General features: G+C 62.7%; 26 protein-coding genes and 1 pseudogene. 15 read left to right on the top strand and 12 right to left on the bottom strand.

The window, feature by feature from the left end; translation table 11 throughout:
- Positions 1 to 62 precede the first annotated feature (62 nt).
- Positions 63 to 4,379 carry a DEAD/DEAH box helicase gene (locus ELQ88_RS31145; RefSeq protein WP_138969230.1) on the bottom strand — a complete coding sequence of 1,439 codons (4,317 nt, stop codon included), beginning with the start codon at positions 4,377 to 4,379 and terminating at the stop codon, positions 63 to 65.
- Positions 4,380 to 4,594: 215 nt separating this feature from the next.
- Here ELQ88_RS31145 and ELQ88_RS31140 point away from each other — a divergent pair, with 215 nt between their 5' ends.
- Both ELQ88_RS31140 and ELQ88_RS31135 read left to right on the top strand, forming a co-directional pair.
- Complete coding sequence (locus ELQ88_RS31140) at positions 4,595 to 5,479, top strand: sugar nucleotide-binding protein (RefSeq protein WP_128872486.1); 885 nt, start codon at positions 4,595 to 4,597, stop codon at positions 5,477 to 5,479.
- The gene (locus tag ELQ88_RS31135; RefSeq protein ID WP_128872485.1) at positions 5,472 to 6,410 is read left to right on the top strand and encodes an NAD-dependent epimerase/dehydratase family protein; all 939 of its coding nucleotides are present in this window, start codon (positions 5,472 to 5,474) and stop codon (positions 6,408 to 6,410) included. Before ELQ88_RS31140 ends, ELQ88_RS31135 begins: the two co-directional genes overlap by 8 nt.
- A gap of 112 nt (positions 6,411 to 6,522) precedes the next feature.
- Here ELQ88_RS31135 and ELQ88_RS31130 read toward each other — a convergent pair whose 3' ends face one another.
- From ELQ88_RS31130 to ELQ88_RS31110, 6 genes and pseudogenes are all read right to left on the bottom strand, one after another.
- Positions 6,523 to 7,221 carry an OmpW family outer membrane protein gene (locus ELQ88_RS31130; protein ID WP_128872484.1) on the bottom strand — a complete coding sequence of 233 codons (699 nt, stop codon included), beginning with the start codon at positions 7,219 to 7,221 and terminating at the stop codon, positions 6,523 to 6,525.
- Positions 7,222 to 7,442: 221 nt separating this feature from the next.
- Positions 7,443 to 7,961 (bottom strand): DUF3299 domain-containing protein, encoded by a 519-nt coding sequence (locus ELQ88_RS31125; protein WP_138969229.1) that lies wholly within the window; start codon positions 7,959 to 7,961, stop codon positions 7,443 to 7,445.
- 11 nt (positions 7,962 to 7,972) lie between these two features.
- Positions 7,973 to 9,238: an ABC transporter permease gene (locus ELQ88_RS31120; RefSeq protein WP_138969228.1), complete on the bottom strand. Its 1,266-nt coding sequence runs from the start codon at positions 9,236 to 9,238 to the stop codon at positions 7,973 to 7,975.
- A gap of 1 nt (position 9,239) precedes the next feature.
- Entirely contained in the window at positions 9,240 to 9,950 is a 711-nt protein-coding gene (locus tag ELQ88_RS31115; RefSeq protein WP_128872481.1) for an ABC transporter ATP-binding protein, read from the bottom strand.
- 28 nt (positions 9,951 to 9,978) lie between these two features.
- Positions 9,979 to 10,056: pseudogene (locus ELQ88_RS34905) on the bottom strand (YqgE/AlgH family protein); the annotation flags it as partial.
- 39 nt (positions 10,057 to 10,095) lie between these two features.
- Positions 10,096 to 10,674, bottom strand: coding sequence for a DUF2796 domain-containing protein (locus ELQ88_RS31110; protein WP_138969227.1), 579 nt, complete (start codon positions 10,672 to 10,674; stop codon positions 10,096 to 10,098).
- Between the two features lie 134 nt (positions 10,675 to 10,808).
- Between ELQ88_RS31110 and ELQ88_RS31105 the strand changes: the two genes are divergently transcribed.
- Positions 10,809 to 11,153: a hypothetical protein gene (locus ELQ88_RS31105; protein WP_128872479.1), complete on the top strand. Its 345-nt coding sequence runs from the start codon at positions 10,809 to 10,811 to the stop codon at positions 11,151 to 11,153.
- A 381-nt stretch (positions 11,154 to 11,534) separates the two neighbouring features.
- On the opposite strand, the gene trxA is transcribed toward ELQ88_RS31105, so the two are convergent.
- From trxA to ELQ88_RS31080, 3 genes are all read right to left on the bottom strand, one after another.
- Positions 11,535 to 12,407, bottom strand: coding sequence for a thioredoxin (trxA, locus tag ELQ88_RS31090; RefSeq protein WP_128872478.1), 873 nt, complete (start codon positions 12,405 to 12,407; stop codon positions 11,535 to 11,537).
- 185 nt (positions 12,408 to 12,592) lie between these two features.
- A complete protein-coding gene (locus tag ELQ88_RS31085; RefSeq protein WP_138969226.1) occupies positions 12,593 to 13,249 on the bottom strand; it encodes a 50S ribosomal protein L11 methyltransferase in 657 nt (218 codons plus the stop codon).
- Positions 13,246 to 13,704 carry a YbaY family lipoprotein gene (locus tag ELQ88_RS31080; RefSeq protein ID WP_138969225.1) on the bottom strand — a complete coding sequence of 153 codons (459 nt, stop codon included), beginning with the start codon at positions 13,702 to 13,704 and terminating at the stop codon, positions 13,246 to 13,248. The genes ELQ88_RS31085 and ELQ88_RS31080 overlap by 4 nt, the downstream gene beginning before the upstream one ends.
- 128 nt (positions 13,705 to 13,832) lie before the next feature.
- Between ELQ88_RS31080 and nrdR the strand changes: the two genes are divergently transcribed.
- The 12 genes from nrdR to ELQ88_RS31020 all read left to right on the top strand — a co-directional run bounded on the left by nrdR (position 13,833) and on the right by ELQ88_RS31020 (position 22,652).
- Positions 13,833 to 14,297 (top strand): transcriptional regulator NrdR, encoded by a 465-nt coding sequence (gene nrdR / locus ELQ88_RS31075; protein WP_003228656.1) that lies wholly within the window; start codon positions 13,833 to 13,835, stop codon positions 14,295 to 14,297.
- Entirely contained in the window at positions 14,294 to 15,427 is a 1,134-nt protein-coding gene (ribD, locus tag ELQ88_RS31070) for a bifunctional diaminohydroxyphosphoribosylaminopyrimidine deaminase/5-amino-6-(5-phosphoribosylamino)uracil reductase RibD (protein ID WP_138969224.1), read from the top strand. The genes nrdR and ribD overlap by 4 nt, the downstream gene beginning before the upstream one ends.
- Positions 15,428 to 15,473: 46 nt before the next feature.
- Complete coding sequence (locus ELQ88_RS31065; protein WP_128872474.1) at positions 15,474 to 16,139, top strand: riboflavin synthase; 666 nt, start codon at positions 15,474 to 15,476, stop codon at positions 16,137 to 16,139.
- 30 nt (positions 16,140 to 16,169) lie between these two features.
- Positions 16,170 to 17,261: a bifunctional 3,4-dihydroxy-2-butanone-4-phosphate synthase/GTP cyclohydrolase II gene (ribBA, locus tag ELQ88_RS31060; RefSeq protein ID WP_064680021.1), complete on the top strand. Its 1,092-nt coding sequence runs from the start codon at positions 16,170 to 16,172 to the stop codon at positions 17,259 to 17,261.
- Between the two features lie 91 nt (positions 17,262 to 17,352).
- Positions 17,353 to 17,829 carry a 6,7-dimethyl-8-ribityllumazine synthase gene (gene ribE / locus ELQ88_RS31055; RefSeq protein ID WP_128872473.1) on the top strand — a complete coding sequence of 159 codons (477 nt, stop codon included), beginning with the start codon at positions 17,353 to 17,355 and terminating at the stop codon, positions 17,827 to 17,829.
- A complete protein-coding gene (gene nusB / locus ELQ88_RS31050; RefSeq protein WP_008153530.1) occupies positions 17,826 to 18,326 on the top strand; it encodes a transcription antitermination factor NusB in 501 nt (166 codons plus the stop codon). The genes ribE and nusB overlap by 4 nt, the downstream gene beginning before the upstream one ends.
- Positions 18,327 to 18,344: 18 nt before the next feature.
- Positions 18,345 to 19,310 carry a thiamine-phosphate kinase gene (thiL, locus tag ELQ88_RS31045; protein ID WP_138969223.1) on the top strand — a complete coding sequence of 322 codons (966 nt, stop codon included), beginning with the start codon at positions 18,345 to 18,347 and terminating at the stop codon, positions 19,308 to 19,310.
- Complete coding sequence (locus tag ELQ88_RS31040) at positions 19,307 to 19,810, top strand: phosphatidylglycerophosphatase A (protein ID WP_128872471.1); 504 nt, start codon at positions 19,307 to 19,309, stop codon at positions 19,808 to 19,810. The genes thiL and ELQ88_RS31040 overlap by 4 nt, the downstream gene beginning before the upstream one ends.
- Before the next feature lie 22 nt (positions 19,811 to 19,832).
- Positions 19,833 to 20,561 (top strand): transporter substrate-binding domain-containing protein, encoded by a 729-nt coding sequence (locus ELQ88_RS31035; protein WP_138969222.1) that lies wholly within the window; start codon positions 19,833 to 19,835, stop codon positions 20,559 to 20,561.
- A 257-nt stretch (positions 20,562 to 20,818) separates the two neighbouring features.
- Complete coding sequence (gene ribA, locus ELQ88_RS31030; RefSeq protein WP_128872469.1) at positions 20,819 to 21,436, top strand: GTP cyclohydrolase II; 618 nt, start codon at positions 20,819 to 20,821, stop codon at positions 21,434 to 21,436.
- Positions 21,433 to 21,852, top strand: a complete 420-nt coding sequence (locus ELQ88_RS31025; protein ID WP_128872468.1) for an MFS transporter — start codon at positions 21,433 to 21,435, stop codon at positions 21,850 to 21,852. The genes ribA and ELQ88_RS31025 overlap by 4 nt, the downstream gene beginning before the upstream one ends.
- Positions 21,852 to 22,652, top strand: a complete 801-nt coding sequence (locus ELQ88_RS31020; RefSeq protein WP_128872467.1) for a cobalamin-binding protein — start codon at positions 21,852 to 21,854, stop codon at positions 22,650 to 22,652. The genes ELQ88_RS31025 and ELQ88_RS31020 overlap by 1 nt, the downstream gene beginning before the upstream one ends.
- Before the next feature lie 39 nt (positions 22,653 to 22,691).
- On the opposite strand, the gene ELQ88_RS31015 is transcribed toward ELQ88_RS31020, so the two are convergent.
- Positions 22,692 to 24,575, bottom strand: a complete 1,884-nt coding sequence (locus tag ELQ88_RS31015; protein ID WP_138969221.1) for a TonB-dependent receptor — start codon at positions 24,573 to 24,575, stop codon at positions 22,692 to 22,694.
- Between the two features lie 122 nt (positions 24,576 to 24,697).
- The gene (gene dxs, locus ELQ88_RS31010; RefSeq protein ID WP_128872465.1) at positions 24,698 to 26,596 is read right to left on the bottom strand and encodes a 1-deoxy-D-xylulose-5-phosphate synthase; all 1,899 of its coding nucleotides are present in this window, start codon (positions 26,594 to 26,596) and stop codon (positions 24,698 to 24,700) included.
- Positions 26,597 to 26,601 lie beyond the last annotated feature (5 nt).

Genomic DNA, 26,601 nt, shown 5'->3' with positions numbered 1-26,601 from the left:
GTGATCGACACAAATCCCCTGTGGGAGCGGGCTTGCCCGCGAAGAGGCCAGGCCAGACAACATCAATGCCGGATCAGCTTGCTACGCACCTCAGCACTGGCTTGTTGATCCAACTCCAGCCAGAAAACCTGCTTGCCGGCAATCTCCGCCGCCGCCGGCAATCCATCGCGATACACCAACCGATTACTCGCCAACGCCGGCACTTTCGCGCCGGGCAACAGCGTACCCGCGAGGTTCAGCGGATCAACCCCGCACACGGCTACCAGACTCCCGTCATGGGGCCGGCGCCGAACTTCGCGCAGCAACGGAATCGCTTCAGGCAATGCGAACTGCTCGCCCGCCAGACCACTGACAAACCGCCCGCCGCGAATCTCACCCCGCGCCTCCAGCCGATGGAAGGTGCGCAGCAATTCCCGCCAACTTGGCAGCCAGTCCGCCTCGCGTTCCAGCAGACGCCAGAACACCACGCCATAGCGGCGCAGCAAGGTCATGGCGATATGTTCAAGGGTATCGCCCGGCGTCGGCGCCGGACGTTTGTTATCCACCACCGGCGCGGCAGCTGCGCGGCGCAGCAAGGCCCAGCGCCCGGCATCGTCCATCCCGCCGACAAACGCCCCGCGCCCGCGTCGGCTGCTGCGGGCCTGGCGTTTACTGGCGGGGGTGATCAGCGCTCGCAGGCCGGCGAAGCTGTCGGCGTTCACCAGTCCGGCGCCTACCAGCTCCTGCAAGGCGATTTCCAGCTCCGAGCGCAGCAGGTGCGCTTCGTGCATCAGCTCATCGAAAAACAGTGCGCCGTGTTGACTGAGGGCTTGGTGAACCTTTTGCGTTTTCGGCGACAGTTCGTCGACCGGGGTTTGCTCGGTCAGGCTGCTCCACAACCCGACCTGACTGCGCGGCAGCAGCAGAATCGGCGTGCTGCGCAACGCCATGCTGGCGCTCTTGTTGCGCGCAGTCAGGCGGGTCCAGACCAGCTTGCCGCTGCGACACAGATCATCCAGCCAGCTCGCCGAATACCCTTTGATCCGCGCCGGCAGAATGTCGCTGTCCCAGGCCGAAGCCGCGGCAGGGTAGCCTTCGAACTGAGCGACAATCGCCGGCAACACCGCGCTGCCCTGGCCTTGGGTCGCCGCGGACAGATGCTGCCAGTCAAACAGAAAGCGCATGAAGTCCTGCAGCGCTACCGGCTCGATTTCCCGCCGTAGACGCTTGACCGTATAGCGATGAATACGCGCCAGCAGATGCCGTTCGCACCACTCTTCCTGCGGGGCTCCGGGCGTGAACTGGCCGCGCAGCACATAGCCTTCGCGCTCCAGTTGGGCCAGCGCCTGGGTGACCTGAATCGTCGGTAGTCCCAAGGGGGCGGCAATCGCGTGCAGCGGCAACGGACCAAAGGCGCTGAGCCGCCCGCGAACCACCTCAAGTGCCGCAGCGTCCGTGTTCCAGACTTCATCGAAACCCGGCAACGCCTCCAGCGGCGGCGACAATGGGGCGTGTGGATAAATCGCCTGCACACAGGTCAGCCGCTCCAGCGCCAGCCACAGTGATTGCGCCGGGTTGATCTGCAAGCGACTGGCGCGGCCGCTGTCGGCCAAGGCGTTCAGCCATTCGCGCCAATGAGGGTTGGCCTGTGCCTCGGCATCGGTGATGCACGCCAGGCTCATCAACGTCTCATGCATTTCATCGATGCCCGTGGGCGCGGGCCAGGCTTCGTCGCGCACGGCTTGAATGGCCTCGGCATCCAGCGCCCCGAGGTCGTCGGTGGATTGCGGGTCGGTCCAGCGACGATTGAGCACGGCTTGCGTGCGACGCTCTTCCAGCGGCGCATCGTCGAGAAAGGTGTAGGGCCGGGCGCTGAGGATTTCTGCCGCCAGCGGCGAGGGGGCAGGCAGGTCGCGGCTGATCAGGCGCACGTCGCCACGCTCCATGCGGCGCAACAAGGCCAGCCAGCCTTCACAGTCCATGGCGTCGTGGAGGCAATCGTCCAGGGTTTGTTCCACCAGGGGATGCTCGGGAATCTCCCGTTCGCCGGCGAGGTTTTCCACGCAGGCAATCTGATCGGGAAACACGCTGGCGATCAGGTCTTCGCTTTTCATCCGCTGGATCTGCGGTGCGACTTTGCGCCCACCGGTGTAACGCGGCAGCGCCAGCGCCACCCCGGCATTCCAGCGCCAGCGTACGCCGAACAGCGGCGCTTCGAGCACCGCTTGAGTCAGGATGTGCTCGGCGCGGTGGCTGTGCAGATACCGCCAGACCTCATCCAGCTCAAAGCTGTGGCTGCTGGACAGCGACAGCACAATGGCGTCCTCGCTGGCGGCCGCCTGCAGTTCAAAGTTGAAGGTGCGGCAGAAGCGCTTGCGCAGGGCCATCCCCCAGGCGCGGTTGATACGGCTGCCAAACGGGGTGTGGATGATCAGTTGGGTGCCGCCGGACTCGTCGAAAAACCGCTCCATCACCAGCGTGTCTTGCGAGGGCAGGGCGCCGAGGGTCAGCCGTGCACGAGCCAGGTAATCCACCAGTTGCTCGGCACTGGCCAGATTGAGGCCCAGGGTGTCGGTCAACCAGTCGAGCGCGGGCTGCAAGTCACCGGGCGTGGCGCCCAGCAGGTCATCGAGTTGCCCTTGCAAGCGTGCCACGGCAAACGACAGTTCATCGCTGCGACCGGGTGCTTCACCAAGCCAGAACGGGATGGTCGGCGGCTGACCCTGAGCGTCTTCGACCCGGACCTTGCCGGTTTCCACCCGCAGGATTCGATAAGAGGTGTTGCCTAGCTGGAAGACGTCGCCGGCGATGCTTTCCACCGCGAAGTCTTCGTTGACGCTGCCGATGTTCAGCCCTTGAGGCTCCAGCAATACGCTGTAGTCGGCGTTGTCCGGGATGGTCCCGCCACTGGTCACGGCGGTCAGTTTGCTGCCCCGACGACCGCGCAACGTGCGGGTCACGGCGTCGCGGTGCAGGTAAGCGCTGCGGATGCCCTGACGCCCGTTGTAGCCGTCGGCGAGCATGTGCAGCAGCGCCTGATAATGCTGTTCGTCGAGTTCGGCATAAGGCGAGGCCCGGCGGAACAGCTCCAGCAGTGCCTGCTCCTGCCATTCCTGACAGCTGACTTCAGCGATGATCTGTTGCGCGAGTACGTCCAGCGGTGCCCGGGGAATCTGCAAGGTGTCGAGTTCGCCGCGACGCACGCAGTCGAGCAGGGCGATGCATTCGATCAAGTCATCGCGGGTGGTGGCAAACAACCGCCCCTTGGGCGTGCCGCCGACCTGGTGCCCGGAGCGGCCGACCCGTTGCAGAAACCCGGCAATCGAGCGCGGCGAGGCGATCTGGCAGACCAGGTCGACGTCGCCGATGTCGATCCCCAACTCCAGCGAGGCGGTCGCGATCAGCACTTGCAGGTCGCCGCGCTTGAGCCGTTGCTCGGCGTCGAGGCGAAACTCCTTGGCCAGGCTGCCGTGGTGGGCGGCGACCGCGTCCTTGCCCAGACGCTCGCTCAAGTGCCGGCTCAGGCGTTCGGCCAGGCGCCGGGTGTTGACGAAGATCAGCGTGGTCCGGTGCTCGCGGGCGAGGGCGGCGAGGCGGTCATACACCAGTTCCCAGACATCGTTGGCCATCACCGCCGATAACGGCACGGGCGGCACTTCGATGTCCAGGTCGCGCGGCCGGGCGTGGCCGATATCGATGATGTCGCACGGACGGTCGCGACCGACCAGAAAACGCGAGACCGCTTCGATCGGCTTTTGCGTGGCAGACAGGCCGATGCGCATCAAGGGTTGCGTGCACAGTGCCTGCAAGCGTTCCAGGCTCAGGGCCAGGTGGCTGCCGCGTTTGCTGGCGGCAATGGCATGGATTTCGTCGACGATGACCGTGCGCGTGGTCTTGAGCATTTGCCGACCCGAGTCGGAGCCAAGCAGCACGTACAGCGATTCCGGCGTGGTCACCAGAATGTGCGGTGCTGTCCTGCGCATGGCCGAGCGGTCTTTTTGCGGCGTATCGCCCGTGCGCACGGCGGTCGTGATCTGCAGTTCGGGCAGGCCCATCAGGCGCAATTGCTCGGTAATGCCGGCCAACGGGTTTTGCAGGTTGATCTGGATGTCGTTGGACAAGGCTTTCAGCGGCGAGACGTAGACCACCAGGGTTTCGTCGGGCAGGCCACCGGCGGTTTCCAGGCCGCGGTGGACCAGGTCATCGATCACCGCGAGAAACGCGGTGAGGGTCTTGCCGGACCCGGTGGGGGCGGCGATCAATGTTGAACGGTGCTGGCGAATCAACGGCCACGCCCGGGCCTGGGCGGCGGTGACCGTCGGGAACGTGTTGCCGAACCAGGCGCTGACGGCAGGGTGGAAGCCTGTCAGGGCGCTGTCTGCGGGGATGGGCAGGTTCATGGGGTAATTTATGCGGGTGGGGGTGTGAAGTTGCAAGTACCGCTCAAGCTCTCTATTGGCCAGTGGCAGCACCACAATTGCGGGAGATGTACACTTTACGGATGACGGTTGCGCTCTAAACCCGCAAAATGCAACGATTCCGGCACTATCGACGACATTGCCCGCGCGCAATGTCGATTAGCCATTGTTCCAATCAGACTGGGCCTGCTGACTCTATGCGAATGCGCCTTATGTTACTGGGCGGCGGAAATGCCCTTGGGCAGGCGCTGATTCGCCTCGGTGCGGAGGAAGACATCGGCTTCCTCGCCCCCCGCCCACCGCAAGACGGCTGGGATGCCGCGAGCCTGACGCAACTGCTCGACGACACCCGCCCGGACGCGCTGATCAACCTCGCCTACTACTTCGACTGGTTCCAGGCGGAGGTGGTCAGCGAGGAGCGTCTGGCCGGGCAGGAACGGGCGATCGAGCGTCTGGCCGAGCTGTGCCAGCATCACAACATCGTTCTGCTGCAACCGTCGAGCTATCGCGTGTTCGATGGCTCCCGAGCCACGGCCTACAGCGAAAAAGACGAGCCTGTGCCCCTGGGGCTGCGCGGTCAGGCCTTGTGGCGGATCGAGAAAAGTGTACGCGCCACTTGTCCGCAACATGTGCTGCTGCGTTTCGGCTGGTTGCTCGATGACAGTCCCGACGGCAGCCTCGGGCGTTTTCTCGCTCGGGCAGAAACGCCTGAAGAACTGCTGATGGCCGACGACCGTCGAGGCAATCCGACGCCCGTGGATGACGCCGCACGGGTGATCATTTCGGTACTCAAGCAACTCGATTGTGCCGCGCCGCTGTGGGGCACCTATCATTACGCCGGGCATGAGGCGACCACGCCGCTGGCGCTGGGGCAGGCGATCCTGACCGAAGCCCGTGCCTTGCACCCGCTGGCCATCGAAGCACCGACCGCCCAGGCTCACGCCGCGCGTCCGGATGCCGCCGAAGAGCCGCAACACGCGGTGCTGGCCTGCAAGAAAATTCTGCACACGTTCGGCATCAAGCCCCGCGCCTGGCGCGCGGCACTCCCGGGCTTACTGGATAGGTTTTATCGCCATGGCTGACGGCCCTGTTTTCATCACCGGCGGTGCCGGTTTCATCGGTTCGCACCTGACGGATGCCTTGCTCGCCAAGGGCCATTCGGTGCGGATTCTCGATGACCTGTCCACCGGCAAACGCAGTAATCTGCCGTTGGATAACCCCAAGGTCGAACTGATTTTGGGCGATGTTGCCGACTCGGCACTGGTGGCGCGGGCGATGGTCGGCTGCAGCGCGGTCGCGCACCTGGCGGCGGTGGCTTCGGTGCAGGCGTCGGTGGACGATCCGGTGAAGACTCACCAGAGCAACTTCATCGGCTCGCTGAATGTCTGCGAAGCCATGCGCCAGGCCGGCGTCAAGCGGGTGCTGTTTGCATCCAGCGCAGCGGTCTACGGCAATAACGGCGAAGGTGAGTCGATCGATGAAGAGACGCCCAAGGCCCCGTTGACGCCGTACGCATCGGACAAATTGGCCAGCGAGCATTATTTCGATTTCTACCGTCGCCAACATGCTCTGGAACCGGTGATCTTCCGTTTCTTCAACATCTTCGGCCCGCGACAGGATCCGTCCTCGCCGTATTCCGGGGTCATCAGCATTTTCAGCGAGCGGGCGCAGAAAGGCCTGCCGATCACCGTGTTCGGTGATGGCGAGCAGACGCGTGATTTTGTCTACGTCGAAGACCTGGTCGACTTGCTGGTGCAAGCCATCGAGCAACCACAGGTCGAGGTTGGCGCAGTCAATGTCGGCTGGAACCAGGCCACCACCCTCAAGCAAATGCTTGAAGCGCTGGAGGCGGTGGTCGGTCAGTTGCCGCCCGTGAGCTACGGCCCGGCGCGCTCGGGTGACATTCGCCATTCACGGGCGAACAACCGGCGATTGCTGGAGCGCTTTACCTATCCGCAGCAAACCCCGCTGCGCGTTGGTCTGGCGCGGTTGCTGGGACTCCACTCATTGTAGGAGCGAGCTTGCTCGCGATGGACGTCAACGATAACGCGTTCTTTCTGAATAAAGGCGTCGTTCTTGAGACCATCGCTGGCAAGCCAGCTCCTATAGAGAGCTGGTGGCGGGCTTAGAATTTGTAACCGAGCCCAACCATGTAGATGAACGGATCCACGTCGACATCGACCTTGGCGCGGGTGCCCTGCGCCACGGCGTTATTCTCCACAGTCGCAGTGGTATCGATGTCGATGTAGCGCACCTGGGCGTTGATCATCACGTTGTCGGTCAGCATGTAGTCAGCGCCCACCTGAAACGCCATGCCCCAGGAGTTCTCCGCCTTGAAGTTGCTGAAACCGTTGGCGCTGGCTTCACTGCCGACGTGCTCGTCATAGATCCAGGTGTAGTTGATACCGGCACCGACATACGGCTGGAACACGGACTTCGCGTCCAGTGGGTAGTACACGACGCTCAAGGTTGGCGGCAGGTGTTTCAGGCTGCCGAGTTTACCGTTGGCCGCCCCCAGGGCGGTGCCCTTGAGCTTCACGTCATGTTCGAACGGCGAGGCCGCGAGCAGCTCGATCCCCCAATGGCTGTCGAGCATGTACGCGAAGTTCAGGCCCAGTTGCGTGTCGCTGCTCATGGTGGCCTTGCCGCCCAGGTCGGCACCCGCCAGCGGGCCTTGATCGACCTTGACGCTGGAGCTGTCGGCTTCCGGGTTGACGGTGATCGCACCGGCACGAACGATGATGTCGCCGGCGTCATGGGCATGGGCGAGCGGGGCTGCGAGCGCGAGGGCGAACAGCGAAGCGCTGAGCAAGGACTTGTGCATGGAGGCTCCAGAGGACGTTAAAAATGTTCGATGTCCAATGGTACGGAAGCGTCTGGTCCGGTCTTTTGATTCAGCTCAATGAAACAGTGATGGCCTTGGTTCTTGTAATGTTCTTGAGGGCCTCTTCGCGGGCAAGCCTCGCTCCTACGGGATTGGTGGTGTCCTTGTAGGAGCGCGGCTTGCCCGCGAAGGGGCCTTCCTTGAACACAAAATGGTCGGATTCACTCCGGCAGTTCATACGCGTAAATCTTGTCCGCCTCCATCTGATACCCCGCATCAGCCAACTCACTGCTCGATGCCTTGACCTGCAGCGCCCCCTCGATCCAGTACGGCTGATACAACTCATCGAGTTTCACACCGACTGCGCTTTTCACATGCACGATCTGGTTCGATGGCGGTGGCGGCACATGAATGCAGGCGCCGAAATAAGGCACCAGCAAAAACTCCGTCGTGCGACCTTCTTCACTGACTTCCAGCGGCACGATGTAGCCAGGCAAACGGATGTTCTGGCCATCGAGGGTGTTCACCACCGGCGCATCCGGCATGTCCTGCCTGGCCGCGGGCGCCGATTCAGCAGCCAGCGCGTCGCCCATTTGCGACAGGTCGTGCAGTGGCGTCATGTTCGGCACTTCCGGTGCGGCGTCAGGCGGGATCATTTCCGACCAGGTCAGGTCTTTCGGCGCGGCCGCCCACAGCGGCAGGGCGACCAGCATCAACAGCGCAAGCACAGCGCGGGGCATCTTCAGCGTCCTCATAGTCGGATCGACAGGCCATCAGCCAGGGATTGGCGATACGCGCGCCAGGCCGGCACGCTGCCCATCAGCAAGGCGGCGCACAGGATGCCACCGAGCAGCGTCCATTCATATTCGCTTGGCCAGGCAAGGGGCAGATACAAGCCGTAATTGGCCTGGACATAACCCTGGGCGGCGGCGATGCCCACATAGAGCAGCGCCACGCCGGCTATCACCCCCGACAGCGCCAACGCAAACGCTTCCAGCACCAGCAAGGTCGCAATGTGCCAAGGCCGGGCGCCCACCGAGCGCAGAATCGCCATCTCGCGCCGCCGTTCGTTGAGGCTGGTGAGAATGGCGGTGAGCATGCCGATCAACCCGGTCAACACCACGAACAGCGACACCACGAACAAGGCCTTTTCCGCCGTACTCATCAAACTCCACAGTTCTTGCAGCGCCACCCCCGGCAGGATCGCCAGCATCGGTTCGCCCCGGAACTCATTGATCTCGCGCTGCAGGGCAAAGGTCGAAATCTTGCTGTTGAGACCGAGCATGAACGCGGTGATCGCTTGCGGCGTCAGGTCCATGTTGCGGGCCTGATCGGCGCTGATCCGACCGTTGCCGCGGGCCGGCACGCCGTTGTGCCAATCGACATGGATCGCCTCCATGCCGCCGAGGCTGATGTGCAACGTGCGGTCTACCGGGGTGCCGGTGCGCTTGAGAATGCCGACCACGGTGAACGGTTTGTCGTCGTGCTTGACCAGGCTGATCACGGCCACGCCGTGGGCCAGCACCAGTTTTTCGCCCAACTTGTAGTGCAATGCGTCGGCGACTTCGGCTCCGAGCACCACTTCGAACGGGTCTGTGGCGAAGGCACGACCGGCGGCCAGCGCCAGGTGTTGTTGGCGGCCGTACTGGTAATGCTCGAAGTACGCCTCGGTGGTGCCCATCACCCGATATCCGCGATGGGAGTCACCGAGGGACATCGGGATCGCCCACTTCACTTTCGGGTTGTTGGCGAAGTGTTCGAAGCTGTCCCAGCGGATATTGTTGGTGGCGTTGCCGATGCGGAACACCGAGTACAACAGCAAGTTCACCGAGCCGGAACGGGCGCCGACAATCAGGTCGGTGCCGCTGATGGTGCTGGCGAAACTGGCCTTGGCCTCGGTACGCACCCGTTCCACCGCCAGCAGCAGGCAGACCGACAGGGCGATGGCGAACGCGGTGAGGATCGCGGTAAAGCGGCGGTTAGCCAGGCTGGCCATGGCTAGACGGAACAAATACATCTCAGACCTCGAACGGGGTGGCGGCGCGATTGAGATCGGCCAGCGACAGATTGCGATCGAACAACGGCGCCAGGCTCTGGTCGTGACTGACGAACAACAGGCTCGATCCGGCTTCGCGGCATTCGGCGAACAGCAAGCGGATGAAATTCTCCCGGGCGTCGTAATCCAGGGCCGAAGTCGGTTCATCGGCGATCACCAGTTCCGGCTGGCCGATCAACGCCCGTGCGGCGGCGACCCGTTGCTGTTGGCCGATGGACAACGAATCGGCGCGACGGCCGAGCATGCTTTGATCCTTCAGGCCCAAATGCGCGAGCAAGGTGGCGGCGGCCTGATCGACACTGCCGTGGCGCTGGATCGCCCGTTCGGCGCGCAGTCTGGAGAAGTGGCAGGGCAACTCGACGTTCTCGCGCACCGAGAGAAACGGCAGCAGGTTGAATTGCTGAAAGATGTAGCCGGTGTGATCGACACGAAAACGATCACGCGCGCCCGCGCCGAGTTCGGTCAGTTCCTGGCCGAGCAGGCGGATGCTGCCGCGATCGGGTTTCTGCACCCCACCGAGCAGGCCGAGCAGGGTGGTCTTGCCGCTGCCGCTGGGGCCTTTGAGGAACAAGGTTTCACCCGGCTCCAGGCGAAACGCCGGGATATCCAGCAGTGGCGGGTGACCGGGCCAGCTGAAGCCCAGGTCGGTGAGTTCGATGAGTGCTTGGGTCATTTAACCGGCTTCATAAATGTTGATGACCCGTAGGAGCGAGCTTGCTCGCGATCAACCTGAGAGCGCCGCGGGGTGTCAGGCTTTCAGCGTTATCGTTGCCTACCATCGCGAGCAAGCTCGCTCCTACAGGGGATCGACGGTGAATTTAGAATTTCAGGGCAGCCGCCGTGGCCGTCACTTCGACCCCTTGCTGCCCGCTCGGGCCGATCAGTTGTACCTGAATCTTCCGGGTCGCCGGGAAGGTATTGAATATGTTCGCCAGGTCCAGGGTCTTCAGCGCGCCGGGGGCCGAGCAACTGAATTGGTAATGCGCGTGGATGTCGCTGTGGTCGTGGTGATGCTCGTCCTTGGCGTCATGGTCGTGATCATCGTCGGCATCCGGCTTGTCGCCAAACAACGGGCTTTCCAGTTCCTGGGTCGCCACCACGCAGCCGGCGGCTGTTGGCAGATTGAACAGCGCCAATGGTTTTTCCAGCTGCGCTCGGACGGCGGCGACCTTGGCCTTGTCGGCGTCGGTGGTGGCGGCGTGTTCGAAACCCACCAGGTTCATCGCCGGGCTTTCCAGTTCCAGTTCCAGGGTCTGGCCGTCCAGCGCTGCATTCAAGCGACCGACCCCGTGTTCGTGGACGCCAAGGCTGCCGTGCTCATGGTCATGTTCGTCGCCAGCATGGGCGACGGCCAGCGGCAGCAAGGCAAACGGCAGAGCGAGAAGCAGACGGCGCATGACGAGTCTCCGGAAGTAAAATGAATATTTTGTTATGTGATCTTATAACATAAGTGCGCAGAGTTTGACCGCCCGCTTGGCGTTGCACAAGTCCCATGGGAGCATGTGAGTCAGAAATGTGCAGGAGCAGACTTATGTTGCGTATACGCGGAAGCATCGGTGACTGGCCGGTGGATTTGACGCTGGAGCTCGATGACGCCGACTGGGCACGGCTGGGTGCGCAGTTGCAGGTGAGCAAACCCGAGGCCGAGGCCGTTGTCGCCGCGGCCAAACCGGTGAATCAGGATGATGCCCTGTGGCAGATTGCCAAGGACCTGCTGCGCAAGGCCGGGCAATTGAGCGGGCCGGATCTGCTGGAGCAGCTTGAAGGGCTGACGGGCAGTGCGGCGTCGGGCAAGCGGCTGCTGGTGCGACTGCGGCATTGCCCGGACGTGAAGGTAGAGAGCGGCGGGGATACACCGCTGTACCGCTGGCTGTAGGCGCCGGCTTGCCGGCGAAAGCGGCGTGTCAGACAACATTAATGCTGGATGTGACGGCCTCTTCGCTGGCAAGCCAGCTCCCACAGGGGCGTTCGGGGAATTTGGGATGATCCCGATACTGTAGGAGCCGGCTTGCCGGCGAAAGCGGCGTGTCAGACAACATTAATGCTGGATGTGACGGCCTCTTCGCTGGCAAGCCAGCTCCCACAGGGGCGTTCGGGGAATTTGGGATGATCCCGATACTGTAGGAGCCGGCTTGCCGGCGAAAGCGGCGTGTCAGACAACATTAATGCTGGATGTGACGGCCTCTTCGCTGGCAAGCCAGCTCCTACCGGGCGCCGGCTTGCTGGCGATGAACGATGACGCGGTTTGCAGTGACCCTCAATACAGCGCAGCAAACAACTTGCGGCGATAGGTGGTCACCAGCGGGTGATCGTTGCCCAGCAGTTCGAACACCTGCAGCAACGTCTTGTGCGGCAAGCCTTCGCTGTAGCTGCGATTGCGGATGAACAGCTTGAGCAAGGCATCCAGCGCTGCGTCGTACTGCTGGCGGGCCAGCTGCTGGATCGCCAGCTGGTACACCGCTTCATCGTCCTGCGGGTTTTTCGCCAGGCGCGCTTTCAGGTCCGCCGCATCCGGCAGGTCCCTGGCCTGGCCGAGAAACTGGATCTGTGCCTTGGCACCGGCCAGGGCCGCCTTGTGTTCATCGCTCTTGACCGCGTCGAGCACGGTTTGCGCTTCGCCCAACTCGCCTCGTTCGGTGAGGCAGCGGGCGTAAAGAATCAGCGCCCCGGCGTTGGTGTTGTCTTCGCCCAGCAGCACTGTAAGGGCGGCTTCGGCGTCGGCAAAGCGGTTGTCATCGAACAGTGCCTGAGCCTGTTCGAATGGATCGGCTGCCGCGGGCGGCGGCATCTGCACATGGGGTTCAAGCATTGTGCGCACGGCGGATTCCGGTTGCGCACCGGCAAAACCGTCCACCGGCTGACCGTCCTTGAACAGCACGACCGTCGGCAGGCTGCGAATGCCGAAGCGCGAGACGATGTCCGGCTCGACGTCGCAATTGACCTTGGCCAGCAGCAACTCGCCCTGATAGCTCTCGGCGATGGTTTGCAGCATCGGCATCAGCGCCTTGCACGGCGCACACCATTCGGCCCAGAAATCCACCAGCACCGGTTTGTGGAAAGAGTTCTCGATCACCGATTGCTCGAAGTCGGCAGTGGTGGCGTCGAAGATGTACGGCATTTCCTGACTCATGGAGGATCTCGTAAAAGCGTGGATGGGGCAACTATACGGCTTGGCGGGGTGTGGCCGGAAGGGTGGGGCGTCGGGAGGTGTGTTGCCTGATCGGGCGCCTTCGCGAGCAAGCCCGCTCCCACAGGTTCAGCGGCGGTCTTGAGAGCACCGCTGAACTTGTGGGAGCGAGCTTGCTCGCGATGCTTTTAGCCGCGCCGCGCGTGATACAGGCTCACATGCCGGAACTCTTCAGGCTCGGCTAGATCGGGCAAGGTCATCGCCTCCAGCATCTCGATGCGCCGATACAGCGGATGACGAAAATCCCTCACCCGCGAATCCGCCACCAACGCTTCCCGGCCGCGGCTCAGGAACTCGTCGAGCAGCGGCAGATTCGCCCGGTCATACAGCACATCGGCCACCAGAATCAGATCGAACCGATCCGCCTCGGCAAAAAAATCCGTCGAGTAGCTGAGCTGTACCTCATTGAGTTCGGCATTCGCCCGACACGCGGCGATTGCCAGCGGATCCAGGTCGCACGCCACCACTTCCAGCGCCCCGGCCTTGACGGCGGCAATCCCCGCCACCCCGGAACCGGCGCCGAAATCCAGCACCCGCTTGCCTTTGACCCATTCAGGGAATTCAGTCAGATAGTGGGCCACCGCCAGCCCGCTGGCCCAGCAGAAACTCCAGTACGGCGGCTCATGCAGAATCCGCCGGGTTTCTTCCGGGCTGAAGGCGCGGTCCATCTTGTCGCCGTCGATCAGCCAAAGCTTCAGTTCGGTATCCGGCAAGGCACAAGCCACCAGCTGTGCATCACCGAGCAGTCCGGCCAACGCCTGTTGCAGGTCGAGCGGTGCAATCATGGTGCTTTGACGAACTGCAGTTGACCCATCGCCTGGGTCGTTGGCTGGGTGATGACTTGCGACGGCAGGTGCAAAATCAACTGACCGGACTGGCTGGCGCGGCCACGCAGTTCAACGCGGACACCTGCCGGAAAGGATTCGGGGTTGAAACGCAGGCGAAATGGCAACACCTGGTTGGTGCCGATCAGGCTGGAGCTGGCGAGCAATTGTTGCGGGCGGTCCTGGTTGTCGATCACCAGCAGCGCCAGTTCGACTTCTGCGCCGGCCGGCACGCCTTGCAAGGTGCCGCTCAATTCACGTTGATACGCGGGCAACGGGCCGAGGTCGGCAGACTCCTTGGCTTTCTTTTGCGCCTGTTGCGGCGCTGGGCCGGGTGTCGGTGGCTGGGGCGCATCGCTGCTACAGGCCACCAGCAGGCTGAAAAGACTGAGCAAAATAAGCGGTCGTATGGACATTGGTGGCTCCAGCTGGGTGAAATCCATGGATCAAACGATATAACCCGTCTGTATACCGCAAAGCCTATGGCTTGTCTTGCCACCCGGATGCGCTACCATGGCCCTCCCTTTTTTTGTTGCCTGCCACCATGCACTGTCCATTCTGCGGTGCCAACGACACCAAGGTCATCGACTCGCGTCTGGTCGCCGAAGGCGAACAGGTGCGCCGCCGGCGCGAATGCCTGGCCTGCGGCGAGCGTTTCACGACGTTCGAGACGGCTGAACTGGTGTTGCCGCGCCTGATCAAAACCGACGGCAGCCGCCAGCCGTTCGACGAAGAAAAACTGCGTGCCGGCATGCAGCGTGCGCTGGAGAAGCGCCCGGTGAGTGTCGAGCGCCTCGAATCGTCGCTGGTGCACATCAAACATAAACTGCGCGCCACCGGCGAGCGCGAGGTCAAATCCCTCGTGGTCGGTGAACTGGTGATGGCCGAGCTGCAAAAGCTCGACGAAGTCGCCTACATTCGTTTCGCCTCCGTGTATCGGCGCTTCCAGGACCTCAACGAGTTCCGCGAAGAGATCGATCGCCTGGCCCGTGAGCCGGTGAAAGAATGACCATCTCCCCAGAACAAGCCATCCTCGACGCCCATTACATGGCCCGCGCGCTGGAACTGGCGCGCAAAGGTCATTACACGACACACCCCAACCCGCGGGTGGGCTGCGTGATCGTGCGTGACGGGCAAATCGTCGGCGAAGGCTGGCACGTGCGCACCGGCGAACCCCATGCCGAAGTCCACGCCCTGCGCGCCGCTGGCGACAAGGCGCGGGGCGCCACGGCCTACGTGACCCTCGAACCTTGCAGCCATCACGGCCACACGCCGCCCTGCGCCGATGCGTTGGTGAATGCCGGGCTGGCGCGGGTGGTGGCGGCGATGCAGGACCCGAATCCGGAAGTCGCCGGTCGCGGCCTGCAACGCCTGGCCCAGGCCGGCATCGCGACCGACAGCGGCGTGCTGGAAGGCGAGGCGCGCAAGCTCAATGAAGGCTTCCTCAAACGCATGGAACACGGCTTGCCGTTCGTGCGGGTCAAGTTGGCCATGAGCCTGGACGGTCGCACGGCGATGGACAGCGGCGAAAGCCAGTGGATCACCGGCACTGCAGCGCGTTCGGCGGTACAACGCCTGCGCGCCCAGGCCAGCGTGGTGCTGACCGGCGCCGACACGGTGCTGGCCGACAACGCCCGCTTGACCGTGCGTGCCGACGAGTTGGGCCTGGACGCGGAACAAACGGCGTTGGCGATGAGCCGTCCGCCGTTGCGCGTGCTGATCGACGGCCGCCTGCGCGTGCCGCTGGATGCGCCGTTCTTCAAGGCCGGCCCGGCGCTGGTTGCCACTTGCATGGCCGTCGAAGAGCAATACGCCAACGGTCCGGAATGCCTGATCGTGGCCGGTGAAGATGGCCTGGTCGACCTGCGCAAACTGCTGGTCGAGCTCGCCCATCGTGGCGTCAACGAAGTGTTGGTCGAAGCGGGTCCGCGTCTCGCCGGCGCCTTTGCCCGGCAGGGACTGGTCGACGAATTCCAGATTTTCATCGCCGGCAAGTTCCTTGGCTCCTCGGCACGGCCGTTGCTGGACTGGCCGCTGGCGCAGATGAAAGACGCACCCGAGCTCAAAATCACCGAAATCCGTGCGGTTGGCGATGATTGGCGAGTCATCGCCATTCCTGTGCCAGCAGCGAGCGTATAATTCCCGGCCTGCGCCACGCGACGGCCCTGTTCTCGAGGAGGACTCCATGTTTACCGGCATCATCGAATCCATCGGCAGTATTCGTGCATTGACCCCAAAAGGCGGAGATGTGCGGGTACACGTAGACACCGGCAAGCTCGATTTGAGCGACGTCAAACTGGGCGACAGCATTGCGGTCAATGGCGTATGCCTGACGGCGGTTGAATTGCCGGGTAACGGTTTTGCTGCAGACGTCAGCCGTGAAACCCTCGACTGCACCGCCATGAACGACCTGAAAAGCGGCAGCCCGGTCAACCTCGAAAAAGCCCTGACCCCGACCACACGTCTGGGCGGGCACCTGGTCAGCGGTCATGTCGATGGCGTGGGCGAAGTGGTTGCCCGCACCGAAAACGCGCGTGCCGTGGAATTCCGCATCCGCGCCCCCAAAGAACTGGCGAAGTACATCGCCCACAAAGGCTCGATCACCGTCGACGGCACCAGCCTGACCGTGAACGCGGTCGATGGCGCCGAGTTCCTGCTGACGATCATTCCGCATACCCTGAGCGAAACCATCATGGCGTCTTATCAGCCAGGTCGCCGGGTGAACCTGGAAGTGGACTTGCTGGCACGTTATCTGGAGCGCCTGTTGCTGGGCGACAAGGCCGCAGAGCCAACCTCCGGTGGCAACATTACCGAAAGCTTTCTGGCCGCCAACGGCTACCTCAAATCCTGAAACTCAATTTTGAAAGAAGGGGGGTGCCTTGTGGCGCTCAATAGCATCGAAGAGCTGGTTGAAGATATCCGCCAAGGCAAGATGGTCATCCTCATGGATGACGAAGACCGCGAGAACGAAGGCGACCTGATCATGGCCGCCGAGTGCTGCCAGCCCGAACACATCAACTTCATGGCCAAGCACGCCCGTGGCCTGATCTGCATGCCGATGAGCCGCGAGCGCTGCGAACTGCTGAAGCTGCCGTTGATGGCGCCGCGCAACGGTTCCGGTTTCGGCACCAAGTTCACCGTGTCCATCGAAGCGGCCACCGGCGTGACCACTGGCATCTCCGCGGCCGACCGTGCGCGCACCGTGCAGGCCGCCGCCGCGAAAGACGCCAAGGCTGAAGACATCGTCAGCCCCGGCCACATCTTCCCGCTGATGGCCCAGGCCGGCGGTACCCTGGCCCGTGCCGGCCACACCGAAGCGGCATGCGACCTGGCGCGCATGGCCGGTTTCGAGCCGAGCGGGGTGATCTGCGAAGTGATGAACGACGACGGCACCATGTCCCGTCGCGCCGAACTTGAGGCTTTTGCGGCCGAGCACAACATCAAGATCGGCACCATCGCCGACCTGATCCACTACCGGATGATCCACGAACGTACCGTTCAGCGGATTGCCGAGCAGCCACTGGACAGCGAACTGGGCCAATTCAACCTGGTGACCTATCGTGATTCCGTGGAAGGCGACGTGCACATGGCGTTGACCCTGGGCACCGTGTGCGGCGAAGAGCCGACCCTGGTCCGGGTGCACAACATGGACCCGCTGCGCGACTTGCTGATGGTCAAGCAGCCCGGCCGCTGGAGCCTGCGCGCCGCCATGGCCGCGGTTGCCGAGGCCGGCAGCGGCGTGGTGCTGTTGCTCGGTCACCCGCTCGATGGCGACGTGTTGCTGGCACACATCCGTGAAACCGCGGAGCACGTCCCGGCGAAAAAACCGACCACCTACAGCATCGTCGGTGCCGGTTCGCAGATCCTTCGGGACCTGGGCGTGCGCAAAATGCGCCTGATGAGTGCGCCGATGAAATTTAATGCGATATCCGGTTTCGATCTGGAAGTTGTAGAATACGTGCCCTCCGAATAATGACCGGCAGTTTGCGGGCCTGTATTCGCGGTTAACAAATCACTGAGGGATGCGTAGAAAACGCGTCCCGGCTCTTTAAGAGATCTAACGAATGACCCTGAAGACCATCGAAGGTACCTTCATCGCCCCTAAAGGCCGCTACGCTCTGGTAGTGGGCCGTTTCAACAGCTTCGTGGTTGAAAGCCTGGTCAGCGGTGCAGTTGATGCCCTGGTTCGCCATGGCGTGAGCGAAAGCGACATCACCATCATCCGTGCGCCTGGCGCCTTCGAAATCCCGCTGGTTGCGCAGAAAGTCGCTCAGAAAGGCGAGTTCGCAGCCATCATCGCCCTGGGCGCGGTCATTCGTGGCGGTACTCCGCACTTCGAATACGTGGCGGGCGAGTGCACCAAGGGCCTGGCCCAGGTGTCCATGGAGTTCGGTTTGCCGGTCGCTTTCGGCGTGCTGACCGTTGATTCCATCGAGCAAGCCATCGAACGTTCCGGCACCAAGGCCGGCAACAAAGGTGCTGAAGCTGCCCTGTCCGCCCTGGAAATGGTCAGCCTGCTGGCGCAGTTGGAGGCCAAGTGATTAGCGACGAAAGCGATCGTTTCAACCCGCGCGATCCAAAGCCTGCGGACGCCGGCAAGCCATCGAAAAGCGTCAAGCGTCGCGAAGCCCGTCAGCTCGCGACCCAGGCGCTGTACCAATGGCACATGGCCAAGCAATCTTTGAACGAGATCGAAGCGCAGTTCCGGGTCGATAACGATTTCAGCGATGTCGATGCCGCTTACTTTCACGACATCCTGCACGGCGTTCCGGCTCACAAGCCTGAGATCGACGCTGCACTGACGCCGTGCCTGGACATCACCATCGAAGAACTGGACCCGGTTGAACTGGCCGTGCTGCGCCTGTCGACCTGGGAACTGCTCAAGCGCGTCGACGTGCCGTACCGCGTTGTGATCAACGAAGGTATCGAGCTGGCGAAAGTCTTCGGCTCCACCGACGGCCACAAGTTCGTCAACGGTGTGCTCGACAAACTGGCCCCGCGTCTGCGTGAAGCTGAAGTGAAGGCGTTCAAGCGCTGACAAGCGCTTGCAGCTGCCATGGGCGAATTTGAGCTGATCCGCAATTTCTTCGCCGCCGCGCCCTGTGCGCAGGGCGGCGAGGGCGTTGCTCTGGGGATCGGTGACGATTGCGCCTTGCTGGCTGTTCCCCCCGGGGAGCAGTTGGCTGTTTCCACCGACACCCTCGTGGCCGGTGTGCATTTCGCAGACCCCTGCGACCCGTTTCTGCTCGGTCAGCGCTCGCTGGCCGTGGCCGTCAGCGACCTGGCTGCCATGGGCGCCACTCCTGTTGCCTTTACCCTTGCCTTGACCTTGCCGACGGTGACTGCCGATTGGCTGGAGGCCTACGCCCGTGGTTTGAACCTCATGGCGCAGGGCTGCGGTGTGGCACTGGTAGGCGGCGATACCACCCGTGGGCCATTGAGCCTTACCATGACCGTGTTCGGGCGTGTGCCCAGTGGTTTGGCGTTGACCCGTGGCGGCGCGAAGCCAGGCGATTTGTTGTGCGTAGGCGGTGACCTGGGTAAAGCCGCCGGCGCCTTGCCGCTGGTGCTCGGCCAGCGTACGGCTGAACCGGCTATCGCCGATCCGCTGCTGGCGCATTACTGGTCGCCACAACCGCAGCTGGGGCTGGGCATCGCGTTGCGGGGCAAGGCGACCTCGGCGCTGGACATCTCCGACGGCCTGCTCGCCGACTGTGGGCATATCGCCCTGGCATCGAAGGTCGGCATTCAAGTTGAACGGGACCGTTTGCCGCTGTCGAAGGCTTTAGTGGCCTTGCTCGGTCAGTCGGGCGCCGAATCGGCAGCGCTCAGCGGCGGTGACGATTACGTGCTGGCCTTCACCTTGCCGACCGTCGAGTTAGCGCCATTGCTGGCTGGCGGCTGGCCGATCCATGTGGTCGGGCGAGTCATCGCGGGGCAGGGCGTGACATTGCTGGATGCCGACGGGCAAGACATCACCCCGCAAACCCGGGGTTATCAACATTTTCGGGAGACACCGTGACAGATCATCCCAATCAAGTCCCTGCGGAGTTCGTACCGCCCTCGGTCTGGCGCAATCCCTGGCATTTCATCGCGTTCGGCTTCGGCTCGGGCACCCTGCCAAAAGCACCGGGTACCTGGGGTTCGTTAGTTGCGCTACCCTTTATTCCGTTGTGGCAGATGTTGCCCGACTGGGGTTACTGGCTGATGCTGGGCATCACCATGCTGTTCGGCTTCTGGCTGTGCGGCAAGGTGGCTGACGATTTGCGGGTACACGACCACGAAGGCATCGTCTGGGACGAAATGGTCGGGATGTGGATCACCCTGTGGCTGGTACCGGAAGGTTGGTATTGGTTGCTGGCAGGTTTTCTGATGTTCCGTTTCTTCGATATCCTCAAGCCGTGGCCGATTCACTGGATCGACCGGCATGTGCATGGTGGCGTCGGGATCATGCTCGACGATGTATTGGCCGGGGTGTTTGCGTGGTTGGCGATGCAGGGGCTGGTATGGATTTTCGCCTGAGTGGCGCAACAGGGGACTAGGGATGGCTCGACGCTGGCTGCTGGTCATGGTGTTCGCGATGCTGGGTGCCCTTGCCCAGGCGGCGGATGAACCGACGACCCCCTCCGTGATTCATCTGGCCAGCGAAGACTGGGAAGACTACACCGCCGCTGACGGTCACGGCTTGGGCTGGGACGTGTTGCGCGAGGTGTTCGAGCCGGCCGGGGTCAAGCTGGATATCCGTACCGAGCCCTACGTGCGCGCCATGGGGCTGGCCCAGCGGGGTGAAGTGGACGCTTGTGTCGGTTCCTATCGCGACGAGGCCAAGGATTTGCTCTATCCGCGCTGGCGCTTCGATACCGATCACATCTATGCCCTGGGCCTGTCCAGCAACCCGGCGCCGACCCCGGAAACCCTGGGCAGTTACCGATTGGCCTGGGTCCGCGGCTACGATTATCAGGACTACCTGCCCAACGTGCGTCGCTACAACGAAGTCTTGCGGCGTACTGGAATCCTGTCGATGCTGGTTCACAATCGCGCCGACTTTTACATCGATGCACTGACCGAGGTCGACTACGTCGTCAAGCGGGCCAGGGATCCCTCGCAGTTCCGTCGCACCCATATAGCGGAATTGCCGCTGTACCTGTGCTTCGCCGATACGCCCAGGGCCCGTGCATTGATGGCGCTGTTCGACCAACGCATGGAACAATTGGTGAAAAGCGGCCGGCTGAAACCGATTTTCGAGCGTTGGAAGCAGCCTTATCCGTTTTGATTCGAATTGAACCCGGCTCTTGAAACTGGCGATTAACCTACTGTAGGAGCGAGCTTGCTCGCGATGGAGTGTCAGTCGACACCTGCGTATCTGATACACCATCGCGAGCAAGCTTGCTCCTACAGGTCGTAATGCGGATTCAGTGATCAAACATTTTGATCGTTATGCCCCATAATTCAGCCTAAGCGTCAGTTGGAACCTGCTGTTACAATGCCGCGTCTGCGAATCTCCAGTACCTATAGATCAGGAGCACACCGGTGCCTGTCGTTTTTGTCGCCGCTTCCAAGCTGCCAACGCCTTTTGCGCAATTCACCATGCACGGCTTCCTCGATGAGGAAAACGGGCGCGAGCACGTCGTGCTGAGTCTGGGTGAGTTCGTCGACGGTGCCCCGGTACTCGGCCGGTTGCACTCCGAATGCCTGACGGGCGATGCCTTGTTCAGCCAGCGCTGCGATTGCGGCTCGCAGCTCGAAGCAGCCTTGCAGGCCATCGCCCGTGAAGGCCGTGGCGTATTGCTTTACTTGCGTCAGGAAGGCCGTGGCATTGGTTTGCTGAACAAGATCCGCGCCTATGAGTTGCAAGATGGCGGTGCCGACACCGTCGAAGCCAACGAGCGCCTGGGCTTTGCCGCCGACCAGCGCGATTACGCCATGTGCCTGCCGATGCTGCAGCACCTGGGCGTTGAATCCCTGCGTTTGATGACCAACAACCCACGCAAGGTCAAAGCTCTGACCGACATGGGTATCGTGGTCGCCGAGCGCGTACCGCTGCACACCGGCCACAATCCGCACAACAAACTGTACCTGGCCACCAAGGCCAGCAAGCTCGACCACATGATGGGCAACGAACACCAGGGCGAGGCAGACCGGGCGTGACCCGCGGTCAGGTGCGGCGGCGACTGTCCGTCAATTGGTGGCAATACCTGGCGCTGGCCCTGGCGCCACTGTTCGTGATCAACGGCGTGTTTGGCCAGGGCGAGGCGATCCTGCCAGTGCTGGCGATGCCATTGTTCATCGCCGGTGTGGCCTCGATGTTTATCAGCCTGAAATTCTTTGGTGGCTACAAACACGGGCTGATCGCCACCCAGAAAGCCCTCGACACCCCTGACGAACCCGCCGCCTGGATCGCCCTGGCCGCCAAGCGTCGTACCGCATTCCTCGCCGCCGCCCTGCCGGCGTGGATCGGTGCGTTGGCGGTGTTCGTCGGCCTTGAAGCGGTGCCGCTGATGCTGCTGGCGCTGTCGACCCTGGTGCTGTTCTACCTCTACCGTATTCCGCGTCAACTCGGTTGATGCGCTGCGTCTGGCTGGCAGTGTTGCTGCTGGCCGCCAGCGGCTCGGCGACTGCGGTCGAACGCGTGGTCAGCCTGGCGCCATCGCTCTCCGAAATCGTCGTCGAACTGGGTTCAGCCGATCTTCTGGTGGGTGTGCTGGATGCCGGTGAACGTCCTGCCGAACTCAAAGATATTCCTTCGGTTGGCCGCTATGGTCAGTTGGACATGGAGCAGCTGCTCAGCCTGAAACCCGACTTGCTGCTGCTCTGGCCCGGCAGCGTCGGCCCGGCCCAGCGTGAGCAGCTCAAGCGGCTGAACATACCGACCTACGTCGCCGAACCCCACAACCTCGAACAACTCGCCGCGCAGATCGAGGCGATTGCCACGCAACTCGGCAGGCCGCAGCGTGGTGTTTCATTGGCGGGGAATTTGCGTCAGCAACTGGATGCGTTACGCCAGCGTTATCGTCGGGATGAGCCGTTGCGGGTGTTTTACCAGGTTTGGGATCGGCCGCTGTACACCGTTGGTGGCGGGCAGATCATCAGTGATGCGCTTGAGGTGTGCGGCGCGCGCAATGTGTTCGCCGACTTGGCATTGCCGGCGCCTCAAGTCAGTATCGAAGCGGTGCTGCAGCGCAATCCCGAGGTGATTCTGGCCGGTGATCAGGCGCAGCTCGATGCGTGGAAGGTGTGGCCGCAGGTGGCGGCGGTGGCGCAGGGGCAATTGCTGCTGGTGACGGATAAAGGCCTGGAGCGGCCGAGTGGGCAGATGATCGAGGCGACTGCCAAGCTGTGCCAGGTCATTGCGCCGGACCGGTGAGATCGCGATGAGGCCAGTCCAGACACTGCAATCGTCAGGTCAGAGCCCCGGCGTCCAGGTCACCCCAAACATCCACGCCCGACCTTCCTCGCGATACCCATACTGACTACTGTCATGGCTGTACAGCGCCCGGCTGTAACCCTTGTCCAGCAGGTTATCCACCCTCAGCTCAAGCTTGACCTCGCGATTCAGCTCCCAACTGCTGCGCAACCCCAGCAAGGCGTACCCACCCAACGGCTGCTGATTGTTCTCGTCGTCATAGCTGCTGCTCACTGCCTGCCAGCTCGCGCCTAAGCCCAGGCGGTCGAACTGCCGATCCAGATCCAGGCTCAAGGTCCGCCGCGCACGACGGGCTAGCGTGTGGCCACTGTCGCGGTCCCGCGGGTCGATGATTGCCACTGCGAGGTTACTCTGCCAGCCAAACAGCTCCTGCTTCAATGCCGCTTCAAACCCGTTGATCCGGGCCGAGGCAACGTTCTGCGGCCGTGAGTTGCTGCCGAAAATAATCGCGTCTTCCAGGTCCGTACGATACAGCGAAGCTTCCAGCCGGCTGGTTTCAGTCAGCTGACTGCGCCATTGCAGCTCGTAGCTTTTCGAAGTCTCGGGCTTGAGGTCCGGGTTGCCGAAGTCCGGGTAATACAGGTCATTGAACGTCGGTGCGCGGAAACCTTCGCTGTAGGTCAGCAACAGGTCGTTGTCCGGGGCCAGCGGCAGGGTGAAGGTGCCGCTCCAGCTGTTCTGGCCGCCGAACTGCTGGTTCTGGTCGCGGCGCAACCCCAACTCCGTGGAGAAGCTGTCCGCCTGATAGCGATGCTGGATGAACGCCGCGCGGTTCCAGCGGCTGTCTTCGTCGAAGGGTGTGCTGCTGTTGATGCGGTCTTCGTACCAGTCGCCGCCGAGGATCAGGCTGTTGCGGTCGCTCAGGGTCAGATCGTTCTGCCAGTTCACCGAGTCGCGATAAGTGTTGAATACGCTGCGTTCCGCGCTGAGCTTGTCGAATGTCTTCTCGCGGTTTTCACTGTGGCTGACTTCGACGCGGGTTTTCCACGCCTCGTTGATCTTCGCGTCGAGGTAACTGCTGGCGCCACTGACCGTGAATTCGTTGTAGGGCTGTTCCTGAACCGATTCGAACGTGGTCATGTCGAAGCGGCCGAACGGATTGTCGAATGCGCTTTTGCCGCGGTTATCGAGCAGGTTGGCGCCGATTTCGATGTCATCGGTGAGAGCGTGACTCAGGCTCAAACTGAGCGACTTGTTGCGGTACTCATCGTGATCGCCATCGCTCGGATAAGACGCGTGGGTGCGATTGATCCCGGCCGTTTCATCGAGGCTCGCGCCAAGGTTGAAGCGGGTTTGCTCATCACCTCCGGATAGCCCGAGGCTGCGTTCCCAGGTCTGGTTGCTGCCAAAGCCCACGTGCAGGCGCGGATGCAGGCCTTGTTCGCCGCCACGACGGGTAAATATCTGAATCACCCCGCCAATCGCATCGCTGCCGTAAATCACCGAACGCGAGCCACGCAGCACTTCCACGCGCTCGACCTGCTCGATATTGATGTGTTGCAGGTTGCTGTCGCCGGAGGTGGAGTTGCCGATGCGTTGACCGTCCACCAGCACCAGGCTCTGCGCCGACTTGGTTCCGCGTATGTACACCCCCGGCAGGCTGCCGCGCCCGCCGGTTTGACCGATCTGCACCCCCGGTACCCGACGCAGCAAATCCGTGACGCTGCCCGGTTGCAGGCGATCGATGTCTTCGCGGGTGAACACGGTATTGGCGGCGCTGCTGTCGTTGCGGGCTTCGACCTGGCGGTTGGCACTGATCAGAACATCGGGCAGTTTCAGGGCCTGGTCGCGTTCGAAGGTGTCGGCCAGGAGTGGGCCGGACGGCAGAAGGGTCAGCGTCAGGGCGAGGCGGGAGAGATTCATGGATTATTCGTAGAAATCGAAGAAAACTCGGTCCCCTGTAGGAGCTGGCTTGCCAGCGAAGCTTTTGGCGTCCTTGAGGACGCCTTCGCCAGCAAGCCGGCTCCTACAGGAGGCGATTGGGTTTACAAATTGAGCAATTGCAGGCGCTGACGAATCGATGCCTCGATTCCAGCCTCATCCAATCCGCACTCCGCCAGCATCTGCGCAGGCTTGGCGTGCTCGACGTAGCTGTCCGGCAAGCCCAGATGCAGCATCGACTTGAGGATGTTTTCCCGGGCGAGGAACTCGCTGACCGCGCCGCCGGCACCGCCCATGATCGCGTTCTCTTCGACGGTCACCAACAGCTCGTGGCTGCCGGCGATCTCGCGCACCAGTGCCTCATCCAACGGCTTGACGAAGCGCATGTCGACCACGGTCGCATCCAGCGTCTGGGCCACTTTCAACGCCTCTGCCAGCTGCACGCCGAACACCAGCAGGGCGACCTTGCTGCCCTGGCGGCGAACGACACCCTTGCCGATTTCGATCGGCTCGAGGTCTTTCTCGATCGTCGCGTTCGGGCCGGAGCCGCGCGGATAACGCACCGCCGCCGGGCCGTCGAACAGGTGGCCGGTGGTGAGCATTTTACGCAGTTCGTTTTCATCGCTCGGGGTCATCACCAACATGCCGGGGATGCAGCGCAGGAACGACAGGTCGAAGCTGCCCGCGTGCGTCGGGCCGTCTTCGCCCACCAGGCCTGCGCGGTCGATGGCAAACAGCACATCGAGGTTTTGCACGGCCACGTCATGCACCAGCTGGTCGTAACCCCGTTGCAGGAACGTCGAATAGATCGCCACCACCGGTTTCGCGCCTTCGCACGCCATGCCGGCGGCGAAGGTCACGGCGTGTTGCTCGGCAATCGCCACGTCGAAGTAACGCTGCGGGAAACGCTCGCTGAACGCCACCAGGTCCGAGCCTTCTTTCATCGCCGGGGTAATGCCCACCAACCGCGGGTCGGCAGCGGCCATGTCGCACAGCCATTCGCCGAACACGCCGGAATACTTCGGCCCGCTGGCTTTTTTCGGCGCAGCGGCCGGCGCGTCCACCGGTTCGAGCTTGGTGATGGCGTGGTAACCGATCGGGTCGACTTCCGCCGGGGCGAAGCCTTTGCCTTTCTTGGTCACCACGTGCAGGAATTGCGGGCCTTTCAGGTCGCGCATGTTGCGCAGGGTGGCGATCAGGGTCGGCAGGTCGTGGCCGTCGATCGGGCCGATGTAGTTCCAGCCCAGCTCTTCGAACAACGTGCCGGGCACCAGCATGCCTTTGGCGTATTCTTCGGTGCGACGGGCGATTTCCCAGGCACCGGGCAGGCGCGACAGGACCTTTTTGCTGCCTTCGCGCATGCTCGCGTAAGTGCGGCTGGAAAGAATCTTCGCCAGGTAGTTCGACAGCCCGCCAACGTTGCGCGAGATCGACATGTCGTTGTCGTTGAGGATCACCAGCATGTTGGCGTTCACTTCCGGCGCATGGTTCAGCGCCTCGAACGCCATGCCGGCAGTCAACGCACCGTCGCCGATCACCGCGATTGCCTTGCGATCACTGTTCTGCAGGCGGGCGGCGATGGCCATGCCCAGCGCTGCGCTGATCGAGGTGCTGGAGTGGCCGACGCCAAAGGTGTCGTACTCGCTCTCGGAGCGCCGCGGGAAAGCGGCGACGCCGTCTTTCTGGCGCAGGGTGCCCATGCGCTCGCGACGGCCCGTGAGGATTTTGTGCGGATAGGCCTGATGACCCACATCCCACACCAGCCGGTCGTCCGGGGTGTCGAAGACGTAATGCAACGCGATGGTCAGCTCGATGACGCCCAGGCCGGCACCGAAATGCCCGCCGGTCTGACCGACCGTGTAGAGCAATTCCAGGCGCAACTCATCGGCCAGGGTTTCCAGCTCGGCTTCGCCCAACCGGCGCAGGCCGTCCGGCGTGTTGGCACGGTCGAGCAGGGGCGTGGTCGGGCGCTTGCGGGGAATCTCATGAAACGTCGTGGGCATCAGGC

Source organism: Pseudomonas sp. MPC6 (assembly GCF_006094435.1).
Classification (GTDB): domain Bacteria; phylum Pseudomonadota; class Gammaproteobacteria; order Pseudomonadales; family Pseudomonadaceae; genus Aquipseudomonas.
The sequence above is the reverse complement of the archived record's forward strand: the minus strand, read 5'-3'. Positions and strand labels throughout refer to the sequence as shown.